24 protein-coding genes are annotated in these 24,238 nt (G+C 59.7%); 9 read left to right on the top strand and 15 right to left on the bottom strand.

Translation table 11 applies throughout. The annotated features are described in order from the left end of the window. Window positions 1-36 precede the first annotated feature (36 nt). The 6 genes from FE840_RS06035 to FE840_RS06010 form a co-directional block, all read right to left on the bottom strand. Window positions 37-417 (bottom strand): DUF6481 family protein, encoded by a 381-nt coding sequence (locus FE840_RS06035; protein WP_138285737.1) that lies wholly within the window; start codon window positions 415-417, stop codon window positions 37-39. A 153-nt stretch (window positions 418-570) separates the two neighbouring features. Then, window positions 571-795: a hypothetical protein gene (locus tag FE840_RS06030; RefSeq protein ID WP_138285738.1), complete on the bottom strand. Its 225-nt coding sequence runs from the start codon at window positions 793-795 to the stop codon at window positions 571-573. Between the two features lie 129 nt (window positions 796-924). Then, the gene (locus tag FE840_RS06025; RefSeq protein ID WP_138285739.1) at window positions 925-1,134 is read right to left on the bottom strand and encodes a cold-shock protein; all 210 of its coding nucleotides are present in this window, start codon (window positions 1,132-1,134) and stop codon (window positions 925-927) included. A gap of 204 nt (window positions 1,135-1,338) precedes the next feature. Next, window positions 1,339-1,941, bottom strand: a complete 603-nt coding sequence (locus tag FE840_RS06020) for an NAD(P)H-dependent oxidoreductase (protein WP_138285740.1) — start codon at window positions 1,939-1,941, stop codon at window positions 1,339-1,341. After that, entirely contained in the window at window positions 1,941-3,533 is a 1,593-nt protein-coding gene (gene xseA, locus FE840_RS06015) for an exodeoxyribonuclease VII large subunit (RefSeq protein WP_138285741.1), read from the bottom strand. Before xseA ends, FE840_RS06020 begins: the two co-directional genes overlap by 1 nt. Window positions 3,534-3,628: 95 nt before the next feature. Continuing rightward, window positions 3,629-5,473 (bottom strand): hypothetical protein, encoded by a 1,845-nt coding sequence (locus tag FE840_RS06010; protein WP_138285995.1) that lies wholly within the window; start codon window positions 5,471-5,473, stop codon window positions 3,629-3,631. Between the two features lie 164 nt (window positions 5,474-5,637). Here FE840_RS06010 and FE840_RS06005 point away from each other — a divergent pair, with 164 nt between their 5' ends. After that, window positions 5,638-6,663, top strand: a complete 1,026-nt coding sequence (locus FE840_RS06005; protein WP_138285742.1) for a glycosyltransferase — start codon at window positions 5,638-5,640, stop codon at window positions 6,661-6,663. Then, the gene (locus FE840_RS06000; protein WP_138285743.1) at window positions 6,660-7,034 is read left to right on the top strand and encodes a GtrA family protein; all 375 of its coding nucleotides are present in this window, start codon (window positions 6,660-6,662) and stop codon (window positions 7,032-7,034) included. The genes FE840_RS06005 and FE840_RS06000 overlap by 4 nt, the downstream gene beginning before the upstream one ends. A gap of 15 nt (window positions 7,035-7,049) precedes the next feature. Here the strand turns inward: FE840_RS06000 and FE840_RS05995 are convergent, their stop codons facing one another. Next, complete coding sequence (locus FE840_RS05995; protein ID WP_138285744.1) at window positions 7,050-8,036, bottom strand: Gfo/Idh/MocA family protein; 987 nt, start codon at window positions 8,034-8,036, stop codon at window positions 7,050-7,052. A 190-nt stretch (window positions 8,037-8,226) separates the two neighbouring features. On the opposite strand from FE840_RS05995, the gene FE840_RS05990 reads away from it, so the two are divergent. Further along, entirely contained in the window at window positions 8,227-9,177 is a 951-nt protein-coding gene (locus FE840_RS05990) for an aldo/keto reductase (RefSeq protein WP_138285745.1), read from the top strand. Between the two features lie 2 nt (window positions 9,178-9,179). Next, window positions 9,180-10,175: an aldo/keto reductase gene (locus tag FE840_RS05985; RefSeq protein WP_138285746.1), complete on the top strand. Its 996-nt coding sequence runs from the start codon at window positions 9,180-9,182 to the stop codon at window positions 10,173-10,175. A gap of 61 nt (window positions 10,176-10,236) precedes the next feature. Here the strand turns inward: FE840_RS05985 and pheT are convergent, their stop codons facing one another. The 5 genes from pheT to infC form a co-directional block, all read right to left on the bottom strand. After that, on the bottom strand, window positions 10,237-12,663 hold the full coding sequence (gene pheT / locus FE840_RS05980) for a phenylalanine--tRNA ligase subunit beta (RefSeq protein ID WP_138285747.1): 2,427 nt from the start codon (window positions 12,661-12,663) through the stop codon (window positions 10,237-10,239). 13 nt (window positions 12,664-12,676) lie between these two features. Continuing rightward, window positions 12,677-13,762: a phenylalanine--tRNA ligase subunit alpha gene (gene pheS / locus FE840_RS05975; RefSeq protein WP_138285748.1), complete on the bottom strand. Its 1,086-nt coding sequence runs from the start codon at window positions 13,760-13,762 to the stop codon at window positions 12,677-12,679. 130 nt (window positions 13,763-13,892) lie between these two features. Beyond that, the gene (gene rplT / locus FE840_RS05970; RefSeq protein WP_138285749.1) at window positions 13,893-14,297 is read right to left on the bottom strand and encodes a 50S ribosomal protein L20; all 405 of its coding nucleotides are present in this window, start codon (window positions 14,295-14,297) and stop codon (window positions 13,893-13,895) included. Between the two features lie 39 nt (window positions 14,298-14,336). After that, entirely contained in the window at window positions 14,337-14,540 is a 204-nt protein-coding gene (gene rpmI, locus FE840_RS05965) for a 50S ribosomal protein L35 (protein WP_138285750.1), read from the bottom strand. A 240-nt stretch (window positions 14,541-14,780) separates the two neighbouring features. After that, on the bottom strand, window positions 14,781-15,317 hold the full coding sequence (gene infC / locus FE840_RS05960; RefSeq protein ID WP_138285751.1) for a translation initiation factor IF-3: 537 nt from the start codon (window positions 15,315-15,317) through the stop codon (window positions 14,781-14,783). Between the two features lie 182 nt (window positions 15,318-15,499). Here infC and FE840_RS05955 point away from each other — a divergent pair, with 182 nt between their 5' ends. Further along, window positions 15,500-16,312 carry an alpha/beta hydrolase gene (locus FE840_RS05955; protein WP_138285752.1) on the top strand — a complete coding sequence of 271 codons (813 nt, stop codon included), beginning with the start codon at window positions 15,500-15,502 and terminating at the stop codon, window positions 16,310-16,312. Window positions 16,313-16,445: 133 nt separating this feature from the next. After that, entirely contained in the window at window positions 16,446-17,063 is a 618-nt protein-coding gene (locus tag FE840_RS05950; protein ID WP_138285753.1) for a transglutaminase-like cysteine peptidase, read from the top strand. A 31-nt stretch (window positions 17,064-17,094) separates the two neighbouring features. On the opposite strand, the gene FE840_RS05945 is transcribed toward FE840_RS05950, so the two are convergent. Further along, window positions 17,095-18,300, bottom strand: a complete 1,206-nt coding sequence (locus FE840_RS05945; protein WP_138285754.1) for an MFS transporter — start codon at window positions 18,298-18,300, stop codon at window positions 17,095-17,097. Between the two features lie 60 nt (window positions 18,301-18,360). Next, complete coding sequence (gene mbfA / locus FE840_RS05940; RefSeq protein WP_138285755.1) at window positions 18,361-19,344, bottom strand: iron exporter MbfA; 984 nt, start codon at window positions 19,342-19,344, stop codon at window positions 18,361-18,363. Window positions 19,345-19,485: 141 nt separating this feature from the next. On the opposite strand from mbfA, the gene FE840_RS05935 reads away from it, so the two are divergent. The 3 genes from FE840_RS05935 to FE840_RS05925 all read left to right on the top strand — a co-directional run bounded on the left by FE840_RS05935 (window position 19,486) and on the right by FE840_RS05925 (window position 23,073). Continuing rightward, the gene (locus FE840_RS05935; RefSeq protein WP_138285756.1) at window positions 19,486-19,977 is read left to right on the top strand and encodes a group III truncated hemoglobin; all 492 of its coding nucleotides are present in this window, start codon (window positions 19,486-19,488) and stop codon (window positions 19,975-19,977) included. 164 nt (window positions 19,978-20,141) lie between these two features. Then, window positions 20,142-21,248 carry a TRAP transporter substrate-binding protein gene (locus FE840_RS05930; RefSeq protein WP_138285757.1) on the top strand — a complete coding sequence of 369 codons (1,107 nt, stop codon included), beginning with the start codon at window positions 20,142-20,144 and terminating at the stop codon, window positions 21,246-21,248. 169 nt (window positions 21,249-21,417) lie between these two features. Then, complete coding sequence (locus FE840_RS05925) at window positions 21,418-23,073, top strand: alpha/beta hydrolase (RefSeq protein ID WP_246318858.1); 1,656 nt, start codon at window positions 21,418-21,420, stop codon at window positions 23,071-23,073. A gap of 39 nt (window positions 23,074-23,112) precedes the next feature. Here the strand turns inward: FE840_RS05925 and FE840_RS05920 are convergent, their stop codons facing one another. Continuing rightward, window positions 23,113-24,141, bottom strand: a complete 1,029-nt coding sequence (locus tag FE840_RS05920; RefSeq protein WP_138285758.1) for a histone deacetylase family protein — start codon at window positions 24,139-24,141, stop codon at window positions 23,113-23,115. Between the last annotated feature and the right edge of the window lie 97 nt (window positions 24,142-24,238).

The raw sequence follows: 24,238 nt of genomic DNA, 5'->3' as shown, positions 1-24,238 counted from the left end.
GTGAACACCAAGGTATCACCCTGCAGACGAAGGCGCTTATCCCTGACGCGCCTTGCGGGCTGCATAGCGCTGGTCGCGCTGGGCCTTGCGGGCAACTTCGTCTTCCACCACCCGCGAAATACGGCTGGCTTCGGCAGCTTCGCGCGCTTCGATCTCGGCGCGCGCGGCGGCCTGGGTGGCTGCTTCAGCCGCCGCGGCTTCAGCCTTTAGCCGATCGCGTTCCTCGGTCTTCAGCCGCTCGCGCTCGGCACGGCGCTCATCACGTGCCGTGGCAATCGCGATACGCTCAGCCTGGCGCGCCTCCAGTGTCGGCGCTGCCTTTTCGAGTGCAGCCTTGTAGGCTTGTAACTGCGCGGCCTTGGCATCAGAGGCTGCGTTGCGGCGGTCGGACAAGCCGTTGTCTCTCGTGTTTTTCAAACTCAGTTCCCGTGTATGGCTCGGTCCCTCGAACGGTCCTTGACGAGCCGACGGGGCAGGAGAGCGGTTTCAGCCCATCGGTGACGGGCGCATAAATCGATCATGGCGGACGGCAGAATCCATGGATGGACCATGCGTTGCCGCCAATGGCTGTCAGGCTTTTCTTGAACGTTTCAGGATCAAGGCGGATGTGGCCGCTTCACGATCACTCAGTTCCTTCGCCAGACGCGCTTCGCGCAGCCGCAAGGTCTTCTCCTCGCTTGCATTTACAAGCGAGTCCTGTTCCTCAAGAGCCTGGCCGCGGGCAAAAAACTGCGACTGCGTGTTGCCAAAAGCAATTTCGGCCTGCTGCCGTGATTTGCTGTAAGTGTCTGCCATGCGTTACTCCTCAGCTGCCCGATCGCCGGGCGGCAATAAAAAAGGCCAGGCAAGATGCCTGACCTCGGTTGGGATCGTAGCTTTCGACAGTGCCAGTACATCCGTGGTCAAAGGAAAGCTGATCCCGATTTAGGCAGCCTGAAGGTTACAGGCCGACATCTTGCCCGACTTGCTGTCGCGCTCCATGTCGTAGCCGATCTTCTGGCCTTCAACGATTTCGCGCATCCCAGCGCGTTCAACTGCGGAAATGTGCACGAATGCATCCGGGCCGCCGTTGTCAGGCTGAATGAAGCCGAAGCCCTTGGTGGAATTAAACCATTTTACTGTGCCAGTGGTCATGATGAACCCTTTCATAGCGAAGTGCGAAACCACAGCACGACATCGCGCTGCGGATGGTGATAGCGATTTTTGAAAGGAAAGTTCGACAAGGCGCGGATTAGACCGACGCGGTAACCAAAGCTCAGCAAGCAAAATTCGATAAACCGTAAATAGTATGGATCACCGCTCGCGTCAACTTTTAGTTTTTCAAGGACAGCTTAAATGTCAGATCTTTGCCGTAAAACGAGCCAACGTAGCTAGAAAAGCCGTGCGTTTCCGCTCGGTTATCCTGTCCATGTCATGGAGCGAAAAAATCCTGAAATCGAGCTTCTTGGCGCAAAATGCAGCGACGCCGCGCTTGAGAATGCGCTTTACAGGACTGCCCATATAGAGATGCACGATCCACCAGGGTGAGCCGGTCGACGTTACCACCCAGAAGGTTCGGATCTGGGTGAGGAGAGGTATCAGCCGCCCGCCGTTCGCGTCGTGATCAAAGGCAACGCCAGGGACGAAGACCCGGTCGATAAACCCTTTCATCATGGCGGGCAGGTTGAACCACCATTGGGGAAAGACAAGGATCAATCCATCTGCCGCCTTCAGCCGCTCGACGAGCTGGGCAACATCTGCGTCCGGCTGATAGCCCGGCTGCATGTATGCTGCGCGTTCTCTCGGAGAAAGGCGCGGATCGAAGTCTTCGGCATAAAGATCGATGAGGTCCACCGCATGACCTTTTGCCTGCAGAGCCTCGGCCACGGTCAGAGCTGCAGACGCGGCAAAACTTTCCGGCAGGGGATGGGCGAGGACGACAAGGAAACGACGGGCTTCCATCAGAACAGGCTACCCTGTCCGGCGGGCGGCTCCGATTTCTTCGAGGACCGCGGCGGCGGTTTTGCCGAACTCGGCGCAGGTTCTGCACCCTCTCCTGTCACAGCCGCAACGCGCCCGTCGGCAAACTGGATGTCAATGCCCTGCCCTTTCGAGAGCATCTCTGCACGCGTGACGGGGCGGTTGTCGCCATCGCGGATGACGGCGTAACCGCGTGACAGGACATTGGTATAGGAAAGCGACTGCAGCACACGGTCCTGGGCGACAAGCGCCTGTCGCGCACGGCGAAGATCATGGCTTACGGCGCTGCCTGCGCGCCGGCCAAGGCCTTCCAGCCGGTCTTTCGAACGCGCCGTCATCGCCCCCAAACGGCCCGGCACTGCTCTTAGCGCCGCATCGAAACCACCCAGCGTCGTCCTGTTCCTTGCGATCAGTCTTTCGATGATACGCTCTGCACGACCCGCCTGATCCGTCAGCCGTTGCTGACGCTCCATCAAGCGCCTTGCCAGCATATCGGTCGAGAGCCGCGCTGCCACCTGCTCAAAGCTGCGACGCTTGTTCATTGTGTTGAGCTCAAGGCTTCGGCCCAATCCGGCGGCGGCCTCGTCAAAGCGGCGGCGCGGCAGAGCCAATAACTGGTCGAGCGACGGCAGGGCTCGTGCAAGCGCCCTCAGATTCTGTCGGCGGAAATCCATCTGCCGGTTCATCGCGCCTGACAACCTTGCTGCAAGACTTGCAATCTGGGCTTCCAAATCTGCCTTGACCGGAACCGCCATTTCGGCAGCCCCTGTCGGCGTTGGGGCGCGCACATCGGCAGCGTAATCGATCAACGTCCAATCGGTCTCGTGGCCGACAGCCGAGATCAGGGGGATATCGCTTTCGGCTGCGGCGCGAACCACTGCTTCATCATTGAAGCTCCAGAGATCCTCAAGCGAGCCGCCTCCGCGCGCCACAATGAGCACATCGGGGCGTGCCATCTGGCCGCCGGGCTCCAGGGCATTGAAGCCGCGAATGGCACTGGCCACTTCATCGCCCGATCCCTCACCCTGTACCTTGACCGGCCAAACGACCACGTGAACGGGAAAACGATCGGTAATGCGATGCAGGATGTCTCGAATGACGGCACCAGTCGGAGACGTCACGACGCCGATCACCTTCGGCATGAAAGGCAGTAGCTGCTTATGGGCGGGATCAAACAGACCTTCCGCCGTAAAGCGCCGCTTACGCTCTTCAAGCAGCGCCATCAGCGCGCCTGCGCCTGCAGGCTCCAATTGCTCGATGACGATCTGGTATTTGGATGAGCCTGGGAAAGTCGTGATCTTGCCGGTGGCGATCACTTCCATGCCTTCTTCCGGGCGATGTTTCAGCTTGGAAAAGGCCCCCTTCCAGATGACGGCGTCAATGCGGGCCTTGTCGTCTTTCAGCGAGAAGTAGGCATGGCCCGACGAATGCGGTCCGCGAAAACCGGATATTTCGCCGCGCACACGCACATGATCAAAGGCCGTCTCGATGGTCCGCTTGATGGACCCGGACAGTTCTGAAACGGAGAATTCGGTCAGGTTGGTGGGCGAATCGCTGTCGAAGAAATTGCTCATGCTCCTTCCTAGCCGAAATCCCGACGAGGATCAGCAGGACATCGCCAGTTTCCCACCTTCCCTTCGCTCAGGCAAAGTCTCCGGCAGCAGCCTGGCTATCTCAGATTGACCTGATAGACGATGAGACCAGAGGCGGGATTGCGCGGCAGCGGGCGCAGATAGGGTGGGACCTCGCCTCTGGTTAGCGCCGCATACAGCCCATCCTCTTTCATGCCCGCAAGGATCCTTGTTTGCGGGTTGCTCGCGCAGAAGAGCACCAGTCCGACATCGGCTCCACGCAGGAAGGCGACTGCTTCCTGCGGCGTGGCAAGCCCGAGATGCAGCTCGGTCAGCATCCCACCCTGGTTTCGATGGTAAGGGGCAGACAACACACGATGCGGCGTGAAGCGAAGGATTTCCGCACCGAGGTCGGATGGGGCGGCAATCGTCGTCTGCGGCAAGAGAACAAGCTGGCGTGCAATGTCGCGCGGGAGGCAGCTCTCCGCATCGCCCGCTGCGACGCTAGTGCCGGCCACACCCTTGAAGCGCTCGGCCAGTCCCCTTTCTCCTTCGGTGATCATCACGCCACCAAGTGTCCAAACACTTGGCACGGCGACGATGGCTGCAAGGCCGAAGACAAAGCCCATTCCAAGATGCTCCGGCTCTGCGCGATATCTCTGGCGCAGTTCGGCAATCAGCATAGAGAGCGGCAGGATGGCCAGAAGGTTGGCGAAAATGGCGCCCCGAACCTGAACAAAGGCAATCAGCAGGCAGACCAGCAGCAGCACCAGCAAGATGGCATGCTGCTCGAACCGGTCACGGTTCACCATACGGGTGGCGCAAACTGCAACGGCAAAGATCGGGACAGCGTAGAAGCCGCCAATGGCACCGGGCTCCACCTTCAGCATTGCTGCGAAAGAGCGGGCCTCGGAGACGCCGTTCAGCCAGAGCTCAACCAGCAGCGGATCGAGATTGCTCAAGGGGCTGCTCAGGCATTCCGGTGCGATCACCACCGCTGCGGCCATGACAAGAATGCCGATGCCCGCCAAAGTGCCGATCCGAATCCGGATATCGTGAGCCGGATGGACAAAGGTCGCGAGGAACAGAGCACCGGCCCCAACGGAAACGAGACCGTAATAGCCCATCGACAGCGTGTCGCAAGTCACCACCGAATAGGCCGATGGTGGTACGGTTGCAAAGAAGAGCAGTGAGACCGAGAACAGCAATGTCAGCGAAAACGCACGAATGGCAACTGCGATCTCAGGCCCATGGAAGGCCCAGAGTGCGGCAACGATGGCACAGACGGTCGCCACGAAGGGCGTTGTCTCAGCGCCGATCGCCAGCGCGCCCGCCGCCGCCACACTCGTCAAGGCAAAACTGGAAGGACGGCGGTCCTGATCAAGCAGGCCCGCAACCATCAGTGCGATCAAGATCAGTTGCACATTGTGATGGTCAATTGCGCCCGGCAAAAAGCGGTTGGAGGTGATGACGAAAAGGACCAACAGAAACATCGCCACATGCAAGGCAGCAATGTCGCCAAGCCGTTTTGCTGCAATCGCGACGGCGAGCGTCAGGGGAATGACCAAAACCATCGGCCAGATCAGGACAGCGAGCATTTCGGCCATTTCTGGCGAAACGAAGAGGGAGAAAAGCAGGATCAGCGCGGCGATCGGCAGGTCAATCAGGCGCGACCAATGCATCAGCGTGCCGCCGTCGAGCCCCAGGCGATACTGGGTCAGATCAAACCATCCCTGACCGGCCAGAAGATCGCGGACCTGAACGAGGCGCATGACATCGTCATTATCGGCGCCGACATAGTCACCCATGGTGGGAAGGTTGAGCAGGGCAAGCAGTGCGATTGCGATCAGCGCCGCCAGCGCGACAACAAAACCGGTGCGTTCGCCAAGCGGTCTTGAAGACGCCGGCTTGTCCTGAGCCGGTTTCAAGGCACGGTCAACCATCTTCATTCCTTGTTTGTCGGGGCATCTTCATGGGGGCTGAACACAGCCGACAAAGAAGAATTCAAACTCCATCTGGTGCTGAAACCTAGCCTTAACCTTCTCAAGAAATAGTAAAGCGAAATGGTAGCCGTCCGGCTGCCGTCACTCTTGTGGGCGTCCTCCGAATGACTGGTACTGCTTCTTCGTCGCTGGATATCGCTGTCCTTCTGCCCTGTTACAATGAGGCCGCCACGATCGGTTCGGTCGTTCAGGGATTCCGCAAGGCACTGCCCGATGCTCGGATCTATGTCTATGACAACAACTCGACCGATGGCACCGCGCTCACCGCGATGCTTGCCGGGGCCACCGTTGTGCGCGAGCGACGACAGGGCAAGGGTCATGTCGTGCGGCGCATGTTCTGCGACATCGATGCCGATATCTATATCATGGCCGATGGTGACGGCACCTATGCCCCTGATGATGCGGAGGAATTGATCAGAACCCTGATCACCGAGCGCGCGGATATGGTTGTTGGCACCCGTCGCGGTGTCCATGCAGATGCCGGCCGACAGGGCCATGCCTTTGGCAATCGCCTGTTCAATGGGCTTTATCGCCTTCTGTTTGGCAATGATTTCTCCGATATTCTGTCCGGATATCGCGCATTTTCGCGCCGCTATGTCAAAAGCTTCCCTGCCGTTTCCGGTGGCTTCGAGATCGAGACGGAGATGTCCGTTCATGCTTCGCGGCTGAAGCTTCCGGTCTGCGAACTGGAACTCGATTATGGACGGCGCCCTGACGGCTCTCATTCCAAGCTTTCCACCTTCAAGGACGGCTTCAAGATCCTCTGGATGTTCGCCATGCTGATGAAGGAGACGCGGCCGTTTGCCTTTTTCGGGCTCATCAGCGCTGGCCTGATGACCGCCAGCCTTATGTTCATGGCGCCCGTGCTTTTCGAATTCTTCACAACCGGCCTTGTCACGCGCATGCCAACCTGGATTGCGGCCATGGCGCTGATGATGACATCGTTTCTGTCGTTCACCGCAGCACTCATCCTCGATTCTCTGGCGCGCTCGAGGGCCGAACAACTACGGATTCATTATCTGACGCTGCCCGCTCTCAGGAGCGGTGCGATCCGCACTCAGCCAGAGTTGGCCGAGACTGCTCCAATGGAGCGCGCGAGCCGCGTCGCTCCCTCAGCAGACGCGGCATGAAGAGGTTTGTCCGTTTTGCCATCGTCGGCGGCGCCGGTTTTGCCGTCGACTTTGGTGTCCTGTGGCTTCTCTTGAGTTTTACACCGATTGGTCCGCTGCCCGCGCGCATCATCGCCATCGGGCTTGCCATGCTGGTCACCTGGTTTTGCAATCGCACCTTCACCTTTGGTGCTTCAAGACGCTCGATTGTTGTCGAGGGTTTTCGCTATGGCAGCGTCGGGCTGATATCGGCCTTCGTCAATTATGCGGTCTATGCGGCGCTGCTTCTCTCAGCGCCGCTGCTCAGCCCCTATGCAGCTCTCGTTCTCGCCTCGATTGCGGCCATGCTGTTCAGTTTCTTCGGCTATTCCCGCTTCGTCTTCCGCCGCTGATCGGAAAGCTACCGCTTACACCTCTTCCCAGCCGTCCTTGTCCGCCGCGCGGTAGATCGCGTCGATCAGCTTCTGGTTCGCCTTGGAGTTCTCCAGCGTGACGATTTCTTCCGCGGCCCCAAGGGCCGCGCGGGCAAAGGCCTCGGCCTCGCATTTGTATTGGCGGCTATCCTGGAAGCGGACGATCTGCGACACATTGTGTCCCTGATTGGTCAGTTCCACCTCTTCCGCACCCCAACGGTCGGCATTGAAGGGTGACTTCACCTCGATAAAGCCTTCGGTGCCGTGGAACACCATCAGCTGCCGGTTTGCCATCTGGGTCGAGACGTAGAAGCTCAGTTCGAATTCACCGAAATCGGCTTTCACGCTCGAATAGATGTCGGTGCCAAATTCCGGATCGCGCTCAACGACCGCCTGTACGCGCTTCGGTTCCTGTCCGGTCGCAAAGCGCGTCGTCATGGTCGGATAAACGCCGATATCAGGCAGCGCGCCACCGCCAAGCTCCGGAATGTTTCGCATGTTCGACGGGTCGCGATTGAAATAGGTGAACGAGCCCTGCACCATCTTCAGCCTGCCGATGGCGCCGCTCTGCAACAGCTCACGTACCTTTCGCCAGACGGGTGCATAGGTCACCATATAGGCTTCCGAGATCACGACCTTGTTGCGGTCGCGCGCCTCGATAATGGCGTCGATATCATCGGCCTTCAGCGCGATCGGCTTTTCGCAGAGCACATGCTTGCCGGCATCGGCAGCGCGGATCGACCATTCGACATGCTGGCTCGTCGGCAACGGAATATAGACCGCATCGATCACATCGGAGGCCAGCATCTCGTCATAGGAACCAAAGGCATGTGGAACCGAGAAACGATCTGCCATCTCCCGGGCCTTTGCAACATCGCGACTGGCAATCGCCGTGACCACGCAGTTTTCCGCATCCTGGATCGCCGGCACCACGAGCTCGCGACCGATCTTGGCCGTCGACAGAATTCCGAAACGCAACATGCAACTACCTCCCTGAAACGTTGCCGGGACCTTAGGGGAAGGCGTTCACATGCGCAATCATGCGGTAGAGCCAATGTCGTCCGGTGAACAACGGATTGATCCATCCATTCAAGCAATTGAATGGTCGCAGCGCAAAGGTGCTGATACCGTAGACGAACAGGGCAGCATGCCACATCCACCGAGGTTTCCCATGCAAAAACGCTCGCTCGGCCGCACCGGCTTTACCATCGCCCCTGTCGTTTTCGGCGGTAATGTCTTCGGCTGGACGGCAGATCAAGCAACATCCTTCGATCTGCTCGACCGGTTCTTCGACGCCGGTTACGACACGATCGACACGGCAGATGTCTATTCGTCCTGGGTCGAGGGTCATGTCGGTGGCGAGAGCGAAACGATCATCGGGCAATGGCTGAAGCGCGGCTCGGTGCCCCGGGAACGCGTGACGATCGTCAGCAAGGTCGGCTTCGATACGCAGGGGCGCAAGACCGGGCTATCGGCGAAGTGGATTCTGGAGGCGGTCGATGCTTCGCTGAAACGTCTCGGCACTGACCATATCGATCTCTATCTGGCGCACAAACCGGATGAGGACACGCCCATCGAGGAAACGCTTCAAGCCTTCGAACGGTTGAAACGGGAGGGGAAGATCAGGGCTATCGGCTGCTCGAATTATGACGCCACGCAGTTGCAACATTCGCTCGCCGCAGCAAAGCATGCGGGTCTGCCGCGCTTCGACGTCCTGCAGCCGGAGTATAATCTCTATACCCGCAATCGTTTCGAAGGAGAGATCCGCGATCTCTGCATGGGCGAAGACATTGGCGTCATCAGCTATTATGCCCTGGCCGCCGGGTTCCTGACCGGCAAATATCGCAAGCTTGAGGACACGGTGGGTTCGTCCCGCGCCTATCGGGTTGGCAGTTATCTGGACGAGAAGGGGCAGCGCATCCTTGCCGCCCTCGACCAGATCGCTGCCGAGACCCGGACAAGCCCCGCCACGGTTGCCATTGCCTGGGTCGCAGCCCGGCCCGGCATCACGGCACCGATTGCCTCGGCAACGAGCCTCGGGCAGCTTGATAGCCTGATTGCGGCGGGTCAGCTTGAGCTTACCAAATCACAGATGGATCTATTGACCGAAGCTGGAGAATGAAGATGCAAGACAGGAAACTCGGCTCACTCACCACATCCAGCATTGGCCTTGGCTGCATGGGCATGAGCCACGCCTACGGCACCAATATCGAGGAGACGGCAGCTCAGGCTCTCTTCGATCGTGCGGTCGAGCTGGGCATTTCCTTCTTCGATACGGCGGAAGTCTATGGTCCGTTCACCAACGAGATCCTCGTCGGCAAAGGCTTACGCAAGCACCGCGACAAAGTGGTCATCGCCACCAAGTTTGGCTTCACCATAGGCGATGACGCGAAAGCCGCACGCCCATCAGGCGTCGATAGCCGGCCTGAACATGTGCGCGCGGTTGCCGAGGCCTCCTTGAAGAGGCTCGGCGTGGACGCCATCGACCTCTTCTATCAGCACCGCGTCGATCCGGACGTGCCGATCGAGGAGACCGTCGGCGCCATGGCCGATCTCGTGAAGGAGGGCAAGGTCAAGGCACTCGGCCTCTCGGAAGCCAGCGCCGCCACGCTGCGTCGGGCTCATGCCGTCCATCCGATCTCGGCCATCCAGAGCGAATACTCCCTCTGGACCCGAGACCCCGAAACCAACGGCGTGCTCGACATCTGCCGCGAACTCGGCATCGGCTTCGTGCCCTTCTCGCCGCTCGGTCGTGGCATGTTGACGGGTGCCTTGAAAGATCTTTCCAAACTTGCGGACAATGACTTCCGACGCGGCATTCCGCGGTTCAATCAGGAAAACTTTGACGCCAATCTGGCACTTGTGGAAGCGCTGGAAGCCATGGCGAGGGAGAAAGGCGTAACCGCCGGACAATTGGCGCTGGCCTGGGTGCTTGCCCAAGGCGATTTCATCGTACCGATCCCCGGCACGACCAAGATCGCCAATCTGGAGAGCAATGTTGCGGCAACCGAAATCCAACTGAGCACCGACGACCTTGCCACTCTCGCAACCGTCGTCTCGCCTGACAAGGTGGCGGGTGCGCGCTACAACGAGGCGATGGCCAAGATGGCAGGGCGCTGACAGAAAAAGGGGCTGCCTTTCGATAGCAGCCCCTCATTCAATCTTCAGGCAATGGGATGGATCAGGCGCGCAGCGTGCCGCCCGTGGACTTTTCGACATTGCCGACGATCTTCTTCGTCAGCGCATCGAAATCCTCGTCGGTCAGCGTCTTGTCGGTCGGCTGGATCAGAACCTCGATCGCCACCGACTTCTTGCCCTCGCCGACGGATGCACCCTCGAAGATATCGAAGACATTGACGCCCGAAATCAGCTTGCGATCCGCACTCGTCGCCGCCTTGATGATTGCGCCGGCTTCCACCGCCTTTTCAACGACAAAGGCGAAGTCACGCTTCACCATCTGGAAGGACGACAGCTCAAGTGCTGCCTTGGTGCGGGTCGCCTTCTTCTTCGGCTCGGGCAGGGCATCGAGATAGATTTCGAAGCCGCAGAGCGCACCGGAAACGTCGAGCGCTTCCAGCGTCTTCGGATGGAATTCACCGAAGGTGCCCAGGATGACCTTGGGGCCGGCCTTGATCGTACCGGACCGGCCGGGGTGATACCATTCCGGGCCACCCTGCTCGATCTGCACATTGCTCATCGGAATGCCGCAGGCTTCGAGCACGGCGAGCGCATCGGCCTTGGCGTCGAAGACATCGACCGGCTTGCCGCCGCCCTTGGCCTGGTTGGACCACATGCGGCCGGCACCGGCAATCGAGGCCGTGCCACGGCGCACGCCACCGGCTACGCGGCGCTGCGTGTCGGGCGTGTCGCCTTCATAGGTGCCGGAAACCTCGAAGATCGCCACATCGCCAAAGCCACGGTCGGCATTGCGCTGGGCAGCGGTCAAGAGGCCCGGCAGCAGCGAGGGCCGCATGTCGGACATGTCAGCCGCAATCGGGTTGACCAGCTTCAGGGCCTCGCTGCCGCCGCCGAAGAGCTTGGCATGCTCGGCCGAAATAAAGGACCAGGTCACGGCTTCCAGCATGCCGCGCGAGGCGAGCGCCCGGCGGGCCGACCGCGTGCGGATCTGCAGTGTCGTCAGGATCTTGCCATTGACCGAACCGGTCGGCGGCAACGGTTCCGGCTTGATCTTGTCGACACCAAACATGCGCATGACTTCTTCGACGAGGTCGGCCTTGCCGTCGACATCAGGACGCCAGGAGGGAACCGAGACTTTGGCTGAGGTCTCGTCGCCCGACAGGATCTCGAAACCGAGGGCTGTCAGGATCCGGCGGGACTCGTCGTTGGAGACTGTCAGACCCGTCAGGCGCTTGACTTCCGCATAGGGGAAATCGACGAGTTTCTTCTGATGGCCCTTGTAGCCCTCGACCTTCGCTGCTGCTGCCGTGCCACCACACATCTCGAGCACCAGTTCGGTCGTGCGCTCCAGACCCGGGACCATATATTCCGGATCGACGCCACGCTCGAAGCGATAGCGCGCATCGGTGATGATGCCATGGGCGCGACCTGATTTGGCGATGTTGATCGGATCCCAGAGCGCGGATTCGATCAGCACGTTGACGGTGTTTTCGTCGCAGCCCGAATGCTCGCCGCCCATGATGCCGCCGATGGATTCGGGGCCGTTATCATCAGCGATGACGACGTTGTTCGGGTTCAGTCTGTAGGTGCGGGTGTCGAGCGCGAGGATCTCCTCGCCCTCCTTCGCCCGGCGAACCACCAGCGCGCCCTTGACCTTGTCGGCGTCGAAGACATGCATCGGACGGCCCTGGTCGAAGGTCATGTAGTTGGTGACGTCGACGAGCGCCGAAATCGGACGCAGGCCGATCGACAGCAGGCGCTGCTGCATCCACTTCGGGCTTGGGCCGTTCTTCACGCCGCGTACGAGGCGATAGGCGAAGCCGGGGCAGAGATGATCTTCGAGCTCGAGCTTGACCTGATGCGGCGTTTCACCTTCTACCTTGAAGCTCGGAGCCTTCGGAGCCTTGAGCGTACCAAGGCCGGAGGCTGCGAGATCACGGGCGATGCCGAAGACCGATGTGCAGTCCGGGCGGTTCGGCGTCAGGTTGATCTCGATGACCGGATCGTCGAGGCCAGCGTAAGAGGCGAACGACGTACCAACGGGCGCATCCTCGGGCAGGTCGATGATGCCATTGTGGTCTTCGGAGATGTTGAGCTCCTTTTCGGAGCACATCATGCCATGGCTTTCGACACCGCGGATCTTGCCGACGGAGAGCGTCACATCGATGCCCGGCACATAGGTGCCCGGACGCGCGAGCGCTCCGATCATGCCGGCGCGGGCATTCGGCGCGCCGCAGACGATCTGGATCGGCGAAGAACCGTCACCGGCATCGACGGTGAGGACCTTCAGGCGATCGGCCTCGGGGTGCTTTTCCGCGGTCAGAACCTTGGCGATAACGAAGGGCTTGTAAGCCGCCTTGTCGTCGACGTCTTCGACCTCGAGCCCGATGGCCGTGAGCCGCTCGCAGATTTCTTCAAGCGAGGCCTCGGTTTCCAGGTGATCCTTCAGCCAGGAGAGTGTGAATTTCATCTTTCTATCCTCCTTACTGGCTCAACCCACCAAACAGCGTCGGTACGTCGAGCGGGCGGAAGCCGTAATGGCTCATCCAGCGGACATCGGCGTTGAAGAAGTCGCGCAGGTCCGGCATGCCGTATTTCAGCATGGCGATGCGGTCCAGCCCCATGCCCCAGGCGAAGCCCTGATACTCGTCCGGATCGAGGCCACCGGCGCGCAGCACATTCGGATGAACCATGCCGCAGCCGAGGATTTCCATCCAATCCTTGCCTTCGCCGAACTTGACGATCGGACCCGAGGAACGGTCGCACTGGATATCGACTTCGAAGCTTGGCTCGGTGAAGGGGAAGAAGGACGGGCGGAAGCGCATGGTGACGCTGTCGACTTCGAAGAAGGCCTTGCAGAACTCCTCGAGGATCCAGCGCATGTGAGCGACATTCGCCGTCTTGTCGATGACCAGACCTTCGACCTGATGGAACATCGGCGAATGGGTCGCATCCGAGTCCTGACGATAGGTCTTGCCGGGAATGACGATGCGGATCGGCGGCTTCTGGGCTTCCATGGTGCGCACCTGTACCGGCGAGGTGTGCGTGCGCAGCACCTTGCGCTCACCATTTTCGTCCGGCTGGAGGAAGAAGGTGTCGTGCATCTCGCGGGCCGGATGACCCTCGGGGAAGTTCAGCGCCGTGAAGTTGTAGTAGTCGGTCTCGATGTCAGGACCTTCGGCAATCGAGAAGCCCATGTCGGCGAAGATCGCGGTGATCTCGTCGACGATCTGGCTGATCGGGTGGATGCGGCCGCGTTCGGCCGGCGAGGAGCGTACGGGCAGCGACACATCCAGCGTCTCCGCCTTGAGACGCGCATTGATCGCCGCATCCTTCAGCGCCGTCTTGCGGGTTCCGATTTCCTCGGTGATCTCGTTCTTCAGCGCGTTGATCGCGGCACCCCGCGTCTGGCGCTCTTCCGGCGTCATCGTGCCGAGCGTCTTCAGGAGCTCCGAGACCGAGCCCTTCTTGCCGAGGGCCGCCACGCGCACCGCCTCGATCTGAGCCTCGTCGCTGGCTGCGGCGATGTCAGCGAGAAGCGTCGTCTTCAAACTGTCGAGATCGGACATGTTTCCGTTTCCTGCCCCATTGTCTCGCCACCATTTCCCGGCGGCATGAAGATCACATGAAAAAACCCGCGCCAGCCCTGCCAGCGCGGGTTTCCCAACTGAATTTTACAAAAGCTTGGGAAGCGCTGGCTTACTTGACCGCGCTTTCAAACTCGTTGGCCGTACCGGCGTCCTTGAGGTATTCCAGAGCCTTCTTCGAAGCCTCTACGAGCTTCGCGAATGCCGCCGGCTCATGGATTGCCATGTCGGACAGAACCTTGCGGTCAACTTCGATGCCAGCCTTGTTCAGGCCGTCGATGAAACGGCCATAGGTCAGGCCGAATTCGCGGACAGCAGCGTTGATACGCTGGATCCACAGAGCGCGGAAGTTGCGCTTGTTCACCTTGCGGTCGCGGTAGGCGTACTGCTTGGAACGATCAACGGCTGCCTTTGCGGCGCGGATCGTGTTCTTGCGGCGGCCATAGAAACCCTTGGCCTGCTTGAATACCTTGTTGTGCTTGGCGCGGGAAGTGACGCCCCGTTTTACGCGTGCCATGTCATGATCTCCTTAAATGATCCAAAAAGCGAAAGGGTCTCAGAGACCGTTCGGCAGATAGTTCTTGATGACCTTCTTGCCATCCGGTTCAGCCAGAACCATCGTGCCGCGGGCATCGCGAATGAACTTGTTGGACCGCTTGATCATGCCGTGACGCTTGCCAGCGCCAGCTGCCAGAACCTTGCCGGTAGCTGTGATCTTGAACCGCTTCTTGGCGGAGGATTTCGTCTTCATCTTGGGCATTTTGCTACTCCATTGTTCTTGTATCGAAACAGGCTGACGAATGCCCGTTTTCAAGCATAAAGAACGGCCACGGCATGCCCTGCCGGACCGTTCGGACGCGCGCTTATAACCGCAGACCTGAAAAAGCGCAACGGGGCGCGGTAGGAATCTTCTGGAGAGCAAGCGCTCCTGGCGAGAATTCCGCCGCATACGAAAAAGCCGCCTTGGAGGCGGCTTTGTCCTAATGGAATTGTGATGCGCTTACTTGGGAGCGAGCACCATCATCATCTGCCGGCCTTCGAGCTTGGGCTCGGCCTCGACCTTGGCCACCTCGACGGTGTCTTCCTTGACCTGCATCAGAAGCTTCATGCCAAGTTCCTGGTGCGCCATTTCACGGCCGCGGAACTTGAGCGTCACCTTGACCTTGTCGCCATCTTCAAAGAAGCGGTTCATGGCCTTCATCTTCACCTCATAGTCGTGGGTGTCGATGTTCGGGCGCATCTTGATTTCCTTGACCTCGACGATCTTCTGCTTCTTGCGCGCTTCAGCCGCCTTCTTCTGGTTGGCGTATTTCAGCTTGCCGAGATCGAGGATCTTGCAGACCGGAGGCTCGGCATTCGGCGAAATCTCGACCAGATCCAATCCAGCCTCTTCCGCCAATCTCAAGGCCTCATCGGTCGGAACGGTTCCGAGATTCTGGCCTTCTTCATTGATCAACTGGACGCGGGGTACTCTGATTTCGCGATTGGAGCGCGGCCCATCCTTGACGGGGGCATCGGCTTTGAACGGTCTGCGAATGGTCGTATTCTCCTCGAATAATTAAAGATTTTTGCGCGGGGTTTGCCGCCGCCGGGACTGTGCCGAGGCTATGTGGCAATTGCGACGCGGGAGTCAATAGCACGGTTGACGCGCAAAATCACCTGTTGTCGCGGCGCTTGCCTCCATGTTTAAGAGATTTTCTGTAAAAAGTGGAGCCCCTTATGCCTCAGAGTTTTGCCTCAGCCGTTTCCGCCAATCTCACCCTCGGTTCAGAGGCCGACCGCCGCGAGATCGCCATGCTGCTGCGCGCAGGCGAGGCCAGCCCAACGCGTCCAGCTCTCGTCTGGCTCGGGGGCTATCGCTCCGACATGACCGGCACCAAGGCGTTGGAAATGGATGCGCTCGCCGGCGAATCCGGCCTTGCCGCCATCCGCTTCGACTATTCCGGTCATGGCGCCTCCGGCGGCGAGTTCCGCGACGGCACGATCTCACGCTGGACGCAGGAGGCGATCGCCGTGCTCGATCATGTCGGCCACAGCCATGTCATCCTTATCGGCTCTTCGATGGGTGGTTGGATTGCGCTTCGGGTTTTGCAGGAATTGAAAAAGCGGGGACGCGGCCCGGTGGTCGGCGGCATGGTTCTCATTGCTCCCGCTCCCGACTTTACGCAGGAACTCATCGAGCCGAACCTCAGCGAAGCGGAAAAGCAATCACTGGCAGAGAAGGGGTATTTCGAAGAACCCTCCGAATACAGTCCCGAACCCAACATCTTCACGAGCGCCCTCATGGAAGATGGTCGGGCCAATCGCGTTCTGACCGGGATCATCGAGACAGGCTGCCCCGTCCACATCTTGCAGGGCATGCAGGATCCTGATGTCCCCTATCAGCATGCCCTCAAACTGATGGAATTCCTGCCCGCCGACGATGTCGTCCTGACCCTGATCCGCGATGGCGATCACCGGTTGTCGCGAGCGGAGGATATTGCGCGGATGAAAGCGGCGATCCTTGGGATGCTGGACGACCAAAACCTCTGAGGTCCTCCAGGCCAAAAATGATCTGTCGCATTTTAACCATAGTGGACGAATCGTCGTGGACGAGATCGGCTTCCAATTGACTTGCGCCCCCTTCGCCTCTTAACCTTTTGTTAAGGATAAAGGGGACGGGTTCATGATGAACAGTTCGCGTGCCATTATGGCACTCGCCATGGTGTTTGGTGTAACGGCACCGGCCAATCTCGGCTATACCGCCCCCAAAGGCGCTCTCTCCATGATTACAGGGAGCCTCACCTCACAACCGATTGGTCATTACGAGTTCTGTCAGGCCAATCCTGACGAATGCACTGTGCGGACGAAGGCCGGCGCCCTGCCGCGCGTTACGGACTACGGCTGGAAGCTCATCCGCGAGATCAATGCCAGCGTCAACGGCGAGATTACTCCGCTGACCGACATGGAAATCTATGGCCGAGAAGAGGTTTGGACCTATCCCGGCTCCGTTGGCGATTGTGAAGACTTCGTTCTGCTGAAGCGAAAGAAGCTCATGGAACAGGGCTTTTCGCCTGCCGACCTGCTGATAACCGTTGTGCGCAAGCCTGATGGCGAGGGCCATGCTGTCCTGACAGTCCGCACGGCTGCCGGCGACTATATCCTCGACAATCTCGTTGACGAAGTCATGCTCTGGAGCGAGACGCCCTACAGCTTCCTCAAGCGTCAGGCGTCGAATGATACGGGCCGGTGGGTCACAATCGAAAACGGCAATGCCGAGGTCCTGGTTGGCGCGCTGAACTGATCAGCGCCTACCATTCGCCCCTGCTGTCACATCAAGCAGCTTGCACTCTTGGTCCGGCCATGAGACGCACAAGCGCAAGCATCGAGATCGTCGAGACGAGCGCCGCTGTGACGAGGCTGCCAATTGCGGCTTCCGTTCCCAGTCTCTCGTTGAGAAAGATCACGGTAAAAGGCGCAGCCGCCGAAAGCACCATCCGGATTCCCGACAGCGTGCCGGTGCGTCGTCCATAGCCTTCGGGGCCGAAATAATGCAGTGGCAGCATGCCCCTCACGATCGAGGTCAGTCCCTGCCCGACGCCATAGGTGATCGCAAAGGCGAACAGAAGTGCCGGAAGAGGCGCCAGCAGCGTCAGACCGAGAAGCATCAGCCCGAGTGTCATGGCACAGGCGGCAATGATGGCCGTCATCGGGGGCGAGAAGAGGTTCCGCCGGACATATTCAAACAGCCTTGCAGCCACTTGCGACGGACCTATGCAGCTGGCCGCAATCGTCCCGATCGCCGTTGCAAACCCGATATCATCCAGCAAGACGAGCAGTGATGCGCCCGTTGCCGATAGCACAAAGCCGCCACTCGCCAGGCTGATCGCCATCAGCACCATGGGTCGGTGGTCCGATGGTTGCAAGGCGGGCGAAGGTGTTGACGGAGCCACGGCGTCTTCGTTGGACGACTCCTGCGGGACCAGCCTGCCCTTCGGCATGGTCAGATGGATGGGGAGCGCGATCAGGAGGTTCATGGCGGCCAGAACCAGATAGATGTCGCGCCAGGTCATCAACGTCAGCAGCCATTGCAGCAATGGCCAAAAGATGGTCGAGGCAAAGCCGGCGATCAGCGTCACCAGCGTGATTTCGGAGCGGGCATTGCGACCATAACGCTGGGCAAGGGCTGCAAAGCCTGCATCATACTGAACGGCGATCGCAAAGAATTCCGCCATCAGGGCAATGATGACGAATTGCCAGGCGTTTTCCATGAAAGCGATCAGGCCGAGTGTTGCCGCAGCAAAGAGCGAACCAAAGCTCATCACCGAGCGCGCACCGTAGCGGTCAATCATTCGCCCGATGATCGGTGCAGAGACCGCACCGGCCAGAAGACCGATCGAGAAGATGGCGAAGACAAAACTCTCGTCCCAGCCGAATTCGCGGGCGATTTCGGGCGCAAGAACCGAGAATGAGTAATAGAGCGTCCCGTAACCGATGGTCATGGTGACGCCCAGACCAAGGGTCGAGGGAGAGACTTTCATGGGGCCGCTGGGTAGATGATTTGCGTGGCAGCCGGATGACACTCCAGCCGCGCCGCAAAATCAACCCTGTCCGATAATGACCCCGGCGGCCAGCACCAGCGATCCTCCCAGCACGACCTGCATCGTCGCCCGCCAGAAGGGCGTTTCCATGAAGCGGTTCTGGATGAAGGCAATCGCCCAAAGCTCAACGAACACCACGATGATCGCAATGATCGTCGCAGTCCAGAAATGCGGGATGAGATAGGGCAGTGCGTGACCCAGCCCCCCGATCGTCGTCATGATGCCCGAAGCCAGACCACGCTTCGCGGGCGAGCCCCGGCCCGAGAGCTTGCCGTCGTCATGGGCCGCTTCGGTGAAGCCCATGGAGATCCCGGCCCCGACCGACGCCGAGAGACCGATCAGGAAGGTGGACCAGGTATCGCCTGTTGCAAAGGCGGCGGCAAAGATCGGTGCCAGTGTGGAGACCGAGCCATCCATCAGCCCGGCCAGACCAGGCTGGACATAGGTCAGGATGAATTGCCGCTTCTTGGTCTGGTCCTCATCGTCGCGTGCCTCATCAGTCAGATGCTTTTCACTGAGCATGGCGGCGATTTCGCCGTGACCCTGTTCTGCCACAGCCAGATCGCCCAAGAGTTTGCGCACCTCGGCATGGCCGCTGCGCTGAGCGGCCTCGTGATAAAAGCGATGGGCGCTCTCTTCCATGCGACCCGCTTCATCGCGGATCTGTTCGAGGCTGAGCGTGTCGCGCAGCCAATCGGGCTTGCGTTCATAAAAGCCCCGCACATGTTCGCGGCGGATGAGGGGAATCCGCTCGCCAAAAAGTCGGCTGTGCATGTCGATCAGCATGTTGCGATGGGCATGCTCAACCTCGGCCATGTCCTCGAAGACCTTGGCCGATTGGGGATAGTCAGGCCTGAGCTTGTCGGCATAGGCGAGGTAGATGCGGGAGTCGTCCTCCTCGGCGGAAATGGCGAGCGCCAGGATTTCCTGTTCGGAGAGACTGTCGAAACTGCGCTTGGCGCCGGAGAACGGATTTAAAAGCATGAGAATTGACCTATGTTAGAATTATTCTAGTTTATGCCTCCAGCATCCATGCTTCAACCCCATGTCCGGCTGATGGTTCATCCTGACGCAGCACAAAGCTTCGATTTGACCCCGGTCTCACGAAAGGTTACCCCCTTTCCCATGACACAACCGACAGACAGACCCGACCGCGCCGATCTCCAGGCCCGCGCTGCCCATAAGGCGGAAATCGTGGAGCGTGCCCGGTCAGAAATGGCCGAGATGGGAGTTGATGCCCTCTTCATCGACCGGCTGGTCGAGACTTTCTACAGCCATGTTCGCGCCCATCCGACACTCGGGCCGGTCTTTGATCAAAGACTGTCGGGGCGCTGGCCCGAGCATATGGTAAAGATGAAGGCCTTCTGGTCGTCCGTCGCCTTCAAGACCGGAGCCTATGGCGGCAAGCCGGTGATGGCGCATCAGGGCGTCGACGGCATGAGCGAGGCGCTGTTTGCCGATTGGCTCAAGCTCTTTGCGGCAACCCTTCAGGAATTGGAAGCCTCGCCCAAGGCAGAGGCCTGGTTCCTGGCGAGTGCAGAGCGCATAGCAAAGAGCCTGATCCTGTCGCTTTTCTATAATCCCGCCTTCGACGATCCACGCCGGCGACAGGGCTGATCGCGACAGATTCGAACGCCTTCTGGCGATGTGGCGCAATAAGAAATGACCGGTTTTGGTCTTTCGCGAAACTTTCTGATTTCGATGCTTGCATGGCTTCTCCGCCGGGTTTAGACCCGCGTCTGGGCGGGGGACATGACAATAATGCAAGGCAAAATCTATCCATGAACCGCCGTCAATTCTTCAAGCAGGCCGGCCTTGCCGGCATGGGTGCCGCCTCGTCCGCAGCGCTTGCCGCCCCGGCTCTTGCCCAGGAAAACCCGAAGCTCTCCTGGCGCATGACATCGTCCTTCCCGAAAAGCCTCGACATCATCTACGGCGCCGCAGAAGACATCGCCCGCTCCGTCTCGGAGGCAACCGATGGTGCCTTCCAGATTCAGGTCTTTGCCGCCGGTGAAATCATCCCGGCCCTTGAAGCTGCCGATGCGGTCGCCGCCGGCACCGTCGAGATGGCCCATAGCTGCTCATACTACTATATCGGTAAGGATCCGACCTTTGCGCTCGGTACTGCGATCCCCTTCGGCCTCAATGCTCGCATGACCAATGCCTGGTTCACGGCCGGCGGCGGCAATGAGCTGATGAACGAGTTCTTCGCCGGCTACAATCTCCATGCCCTGCCAGCCGGCAATACAGGCGCCCAGATGGGTGGCTGGTATCGCAAGGAAATCAAGACGATCGAGGACCTCAAGGGTCTCAAGATGCGGGTTGCGGGACTTGCGGGCCAGATCATGAGCAAGGTTGGCGTCACGCCCCAGCAGATCGCTGGCTCGGATGTCTATCCGGCGCTCGAAAAGGGCGCGCTCGATGCAACCGAATTCGTCGGTCCCTATGACGATCTGCGTCTCAGCTTCTACAAGGTCGCGCCCTACTACTACTATCCGGCCTGGTGGGAAGGTGGTCCTGCCGTACACGCCTTCTTCAATCTGGAGCGCTTCAACGAGCTGCCGGACAATTACAAGCGCATCCTGACCGATGCCTGCGCCGCCGCCAATGCCCGCATGCTGGCACGCTACGATGCGTCCAATGCGGAAGCCCTGCGCCAGCTCGTGGCCAATGGCACCCAGCTTCGCGCCTTCTCCTCGGATATCCTTGATGTCTGCCACAAGGCAGCGAAGGAAACCTATGCGGAGCTCTCGGCCAGCAATAAGGCTTTCAAGAAGATCTTCGACCATCAGCAGGCCTTCAAGGAAGATGCCTATCTCTGGACACAGATCGCCGAATACACCTTCGACACCTATCAGATGATCCAGCAACGTCAGGGTACGCTCTGATCTCCTCCTGATCATCATTGGGCTCATCAGGCCCGGCCTTCGCGCCGGGCCTGTTCGTTCTTGCGCTCCGACTATCGGTGATGCTTGAAAGGGCGGACATCTGCGTTAGACTGTTTGCCGAACATGGAACCTGAACCGGCAGGTCGTTTCCATTGCAAGAACAGGAGACATGCCACTGTCCGGTCTGATCAGGGTTGTGTTTGGCAGGCTGTCGATCACTGGTGTCGTGTTTGCGCTGGCATTCTTCTGTGCAGCGCTGACGCCGAGCCTGATGCCGCGAGAGGCCGTTGTGCAGGGTGCGCTTTGCGGCGTGGCTGCCGCCCTTGGCTATCTGCTTGGCGCCATGCTTTCGGCCCTGTGGGGCTTTCTCGAAATTCCCAAACTGGAGACCGACCGCCGTCAGACGCTGCTCGTCGTTGCCCTTCTGGGTCTGATTGCGGTGGGCGCCTCGCTTCGCCACGCCGATGTCTGGCAGAATTCCACGCTTGCGCTCTGGCAACAGCCGCCGCTCGATACGGTCCATCCTTTCCAGGTCGTCCTGGTGGCGGGGGCAGTCTTTACCGCCCTGGTGCTGGTCGGTCGGCTCTTTCAAGTCCTGTTCCAGATGCTCGCCGCCCATATGGCCGTGGTCCTGCCGCGCCGGATCGCGCTTTTGGGCGGACTTGCTGCGGCAATCCTGATCTTCTGGTCGGTCGGGGAGAACCTTCTCCTGCGCGGTGCGCTCAGGCTTGCCGATTCCTCGTTCAAGCAACTCGACAATCTGTTGGAAGACCAGATTGCCGCTCCGTCTTCGCCCTTGCGCACCGGGGGACCGGGCTCGCTTCTCGCATGGCACGGGCTTGGACGGGAAGGACGCAATTTCATCGCCTCCGGCCCTGACGCTTCCGAAATTTCCGCCTTCTGGGACAGGCCTGCGCTCGAGCCGATCCGCGTCTATGCCGGCCTCAACAGTGCGGAGACGATTGCGGAACGTGTCCAGCTTGCGCTTGACGAATTGATCCGGCAGGGCGGTTTCGAGCGCTCGACACTGGTGATCGTGACACCGACGGGAACCGGCTGGGTCGATCCCGCTGCCATGGATACGCTCGAATATCTGCATCGCGGTGATGTCGCGAGTGTCGCCTTGCAATATTCCTATCTCACAAGCTGGCTTTCCTTGCTGGTGGAGCCGGAATACGGGCTTGATTCGGCCCGCAGCCTGTTTCGCGCCGTCTACGACCACTGGAAGAACCTGCCCGAAACAGAGCGCCCCAAACTCGTCCTTTATGGCCTCAGCCTTGGCGCGCTGAATTCCCAGAACTCGGCCGATCTGCTCGATATTGTCGCCGATCCGTTTCACGGAGCCCTCTGGGCCGGGCCACCCTTCCAGAGCGCAATGTGGCGGGACATTACCGCAAACCGCGAACCGGGCTCGCCCGCCTGGCTGCCCCGCTATCAGGATGGCTCGGTCATCCGCTTTACCAGCCAGGAAAACCATCTGGGAGAAGCTACAGCCCCCTGGGGACCGCTGCGCATCGTCTATCTGCAATATGCCAGCGACCCCGTCGTCTTCTTCGATCTCTGGTCGCTGTACCGCCCGCCCGAATGGCTGAACGGTGATCGCGGGCCGGATGTTTCGCCGGTCCTGCGCTGGTATCCGGTACTGACCATGCTGCAATTGCTGTTCGACATGATGATCGCGACCAACAGCCCGCTTGGCCATGGACACATGTATGCGCCCGAGCACCATATCGAGCCGTGGATTGCGGTAACCGGGCTGGATGTCGATCCGGAAACCGTCGAGCGCCTGAAGCAGCATTTCGCCGGCACCATGAGAACCCCCTGAAGGGCTCTCACGGGCTGGACAAAGCGCTTCCGGCCCCTGTCAGGCCTCCAGTCCCTTCAGGAAATTGGCGACATTCAGCCCGATTTCCGGCACGCCATAGCCGCCTTCCATCAGGGTCAGGACCGGCACGCCGCTTTGTGCTATCATCTCGCCCATTTTGATATAGTCGGGGCTCTTCAGCTTGAAGAAGCTGATCGGGTCCTGCTCGAAGGTATCGACGCCGAGCGAAACGATAATCGCCTCGGCACCATAGGTTTTGATCCGCTTCAAGCTGTCTTCAAGCGCTTCAGACCAGACATTCCAGGGTGTGCCGGAAGGCATCGGGTAATTGGCATTTAGCCCCTCCCCTTCGCCCTCGCCTGTCTCGTCGGCATAGCCGAGGAAATAGGGGAACGCATCCTGCGGTTCGCCATGCAGCGAAGCAAAGAAGATGTCGCCACGGCGATAGGTGATGTCCTGCGTGCCATTGCCGTGGTGGAAGTCGACATCGAGAATCGCCACCCTCTTTGCACCCTGATCGATGAGGCGCTGGGCTGCGACGGCGGCATTGTTGATGAAGCAATAGCCGCCGAAGAGATCGATGCCGGCATGGTGGCCTGGCGGACGGCAGAGCGAGAAGGCAAAGCGGTTGCCCTCGTTCAGCCAGTCGGCGCCGGAAAGTGCCACGTCCATGGACGAGATTGCCGCCTCATAGGTGCCCTTCGAGATCGCGGTCTCGGCGGAGTTGGTATAGTAACCCACCGCACCGTCGATATTCTTGGGCACCCGGGCCGTCTGGCTGCGGCGGCAGGGAAAAGAGGTAGCGATCGCCTCGCCTTCGAAGCCATGGGCCTCCCAACGGTCCCAGCAGGTGCGCAGAAACTCCAGATAACCGGCATCATGGACCTTGAGTGCCGTCTCCAATCCATGTTCGGCAGGCGCATGCACATCGGTGAAGCCTGCGTCCCTGACGCCCTGAAGCACCCATTCGGCACGAAAAGGCCCCTCAAACGGCTTGACCAGCAAGCCGCCATGCAGCTCGGTCCTGGCATCCCGCAACTTGTGTTTTTCCGAATAGAAAACGCGCATCCTCATCCTCGTTTCATGCCATTGATGAGGGCGACACTAGTGGATTTCGGCAAAAAGGGTAGAGGTCTTTCCCTGAATATCGGCGTCAAAACAACGC

This window comes from Peteryoungia desertarenae (genome assembly GCF_005860795.2).
In the GTDB taxonomy this organism is placed as follows: Bacteria; Pseudomonadota; Alphaproteobacteria; order Rhizobiales; family Rhizobiaceae; genus Allorhizobium; species Allorhizobium desertarenae.
The sequence above is the reverse complement of the archived record's forward strand: the minus strand, read 5'-3'. Positions and strand labels throughout refer to the sequence as shown.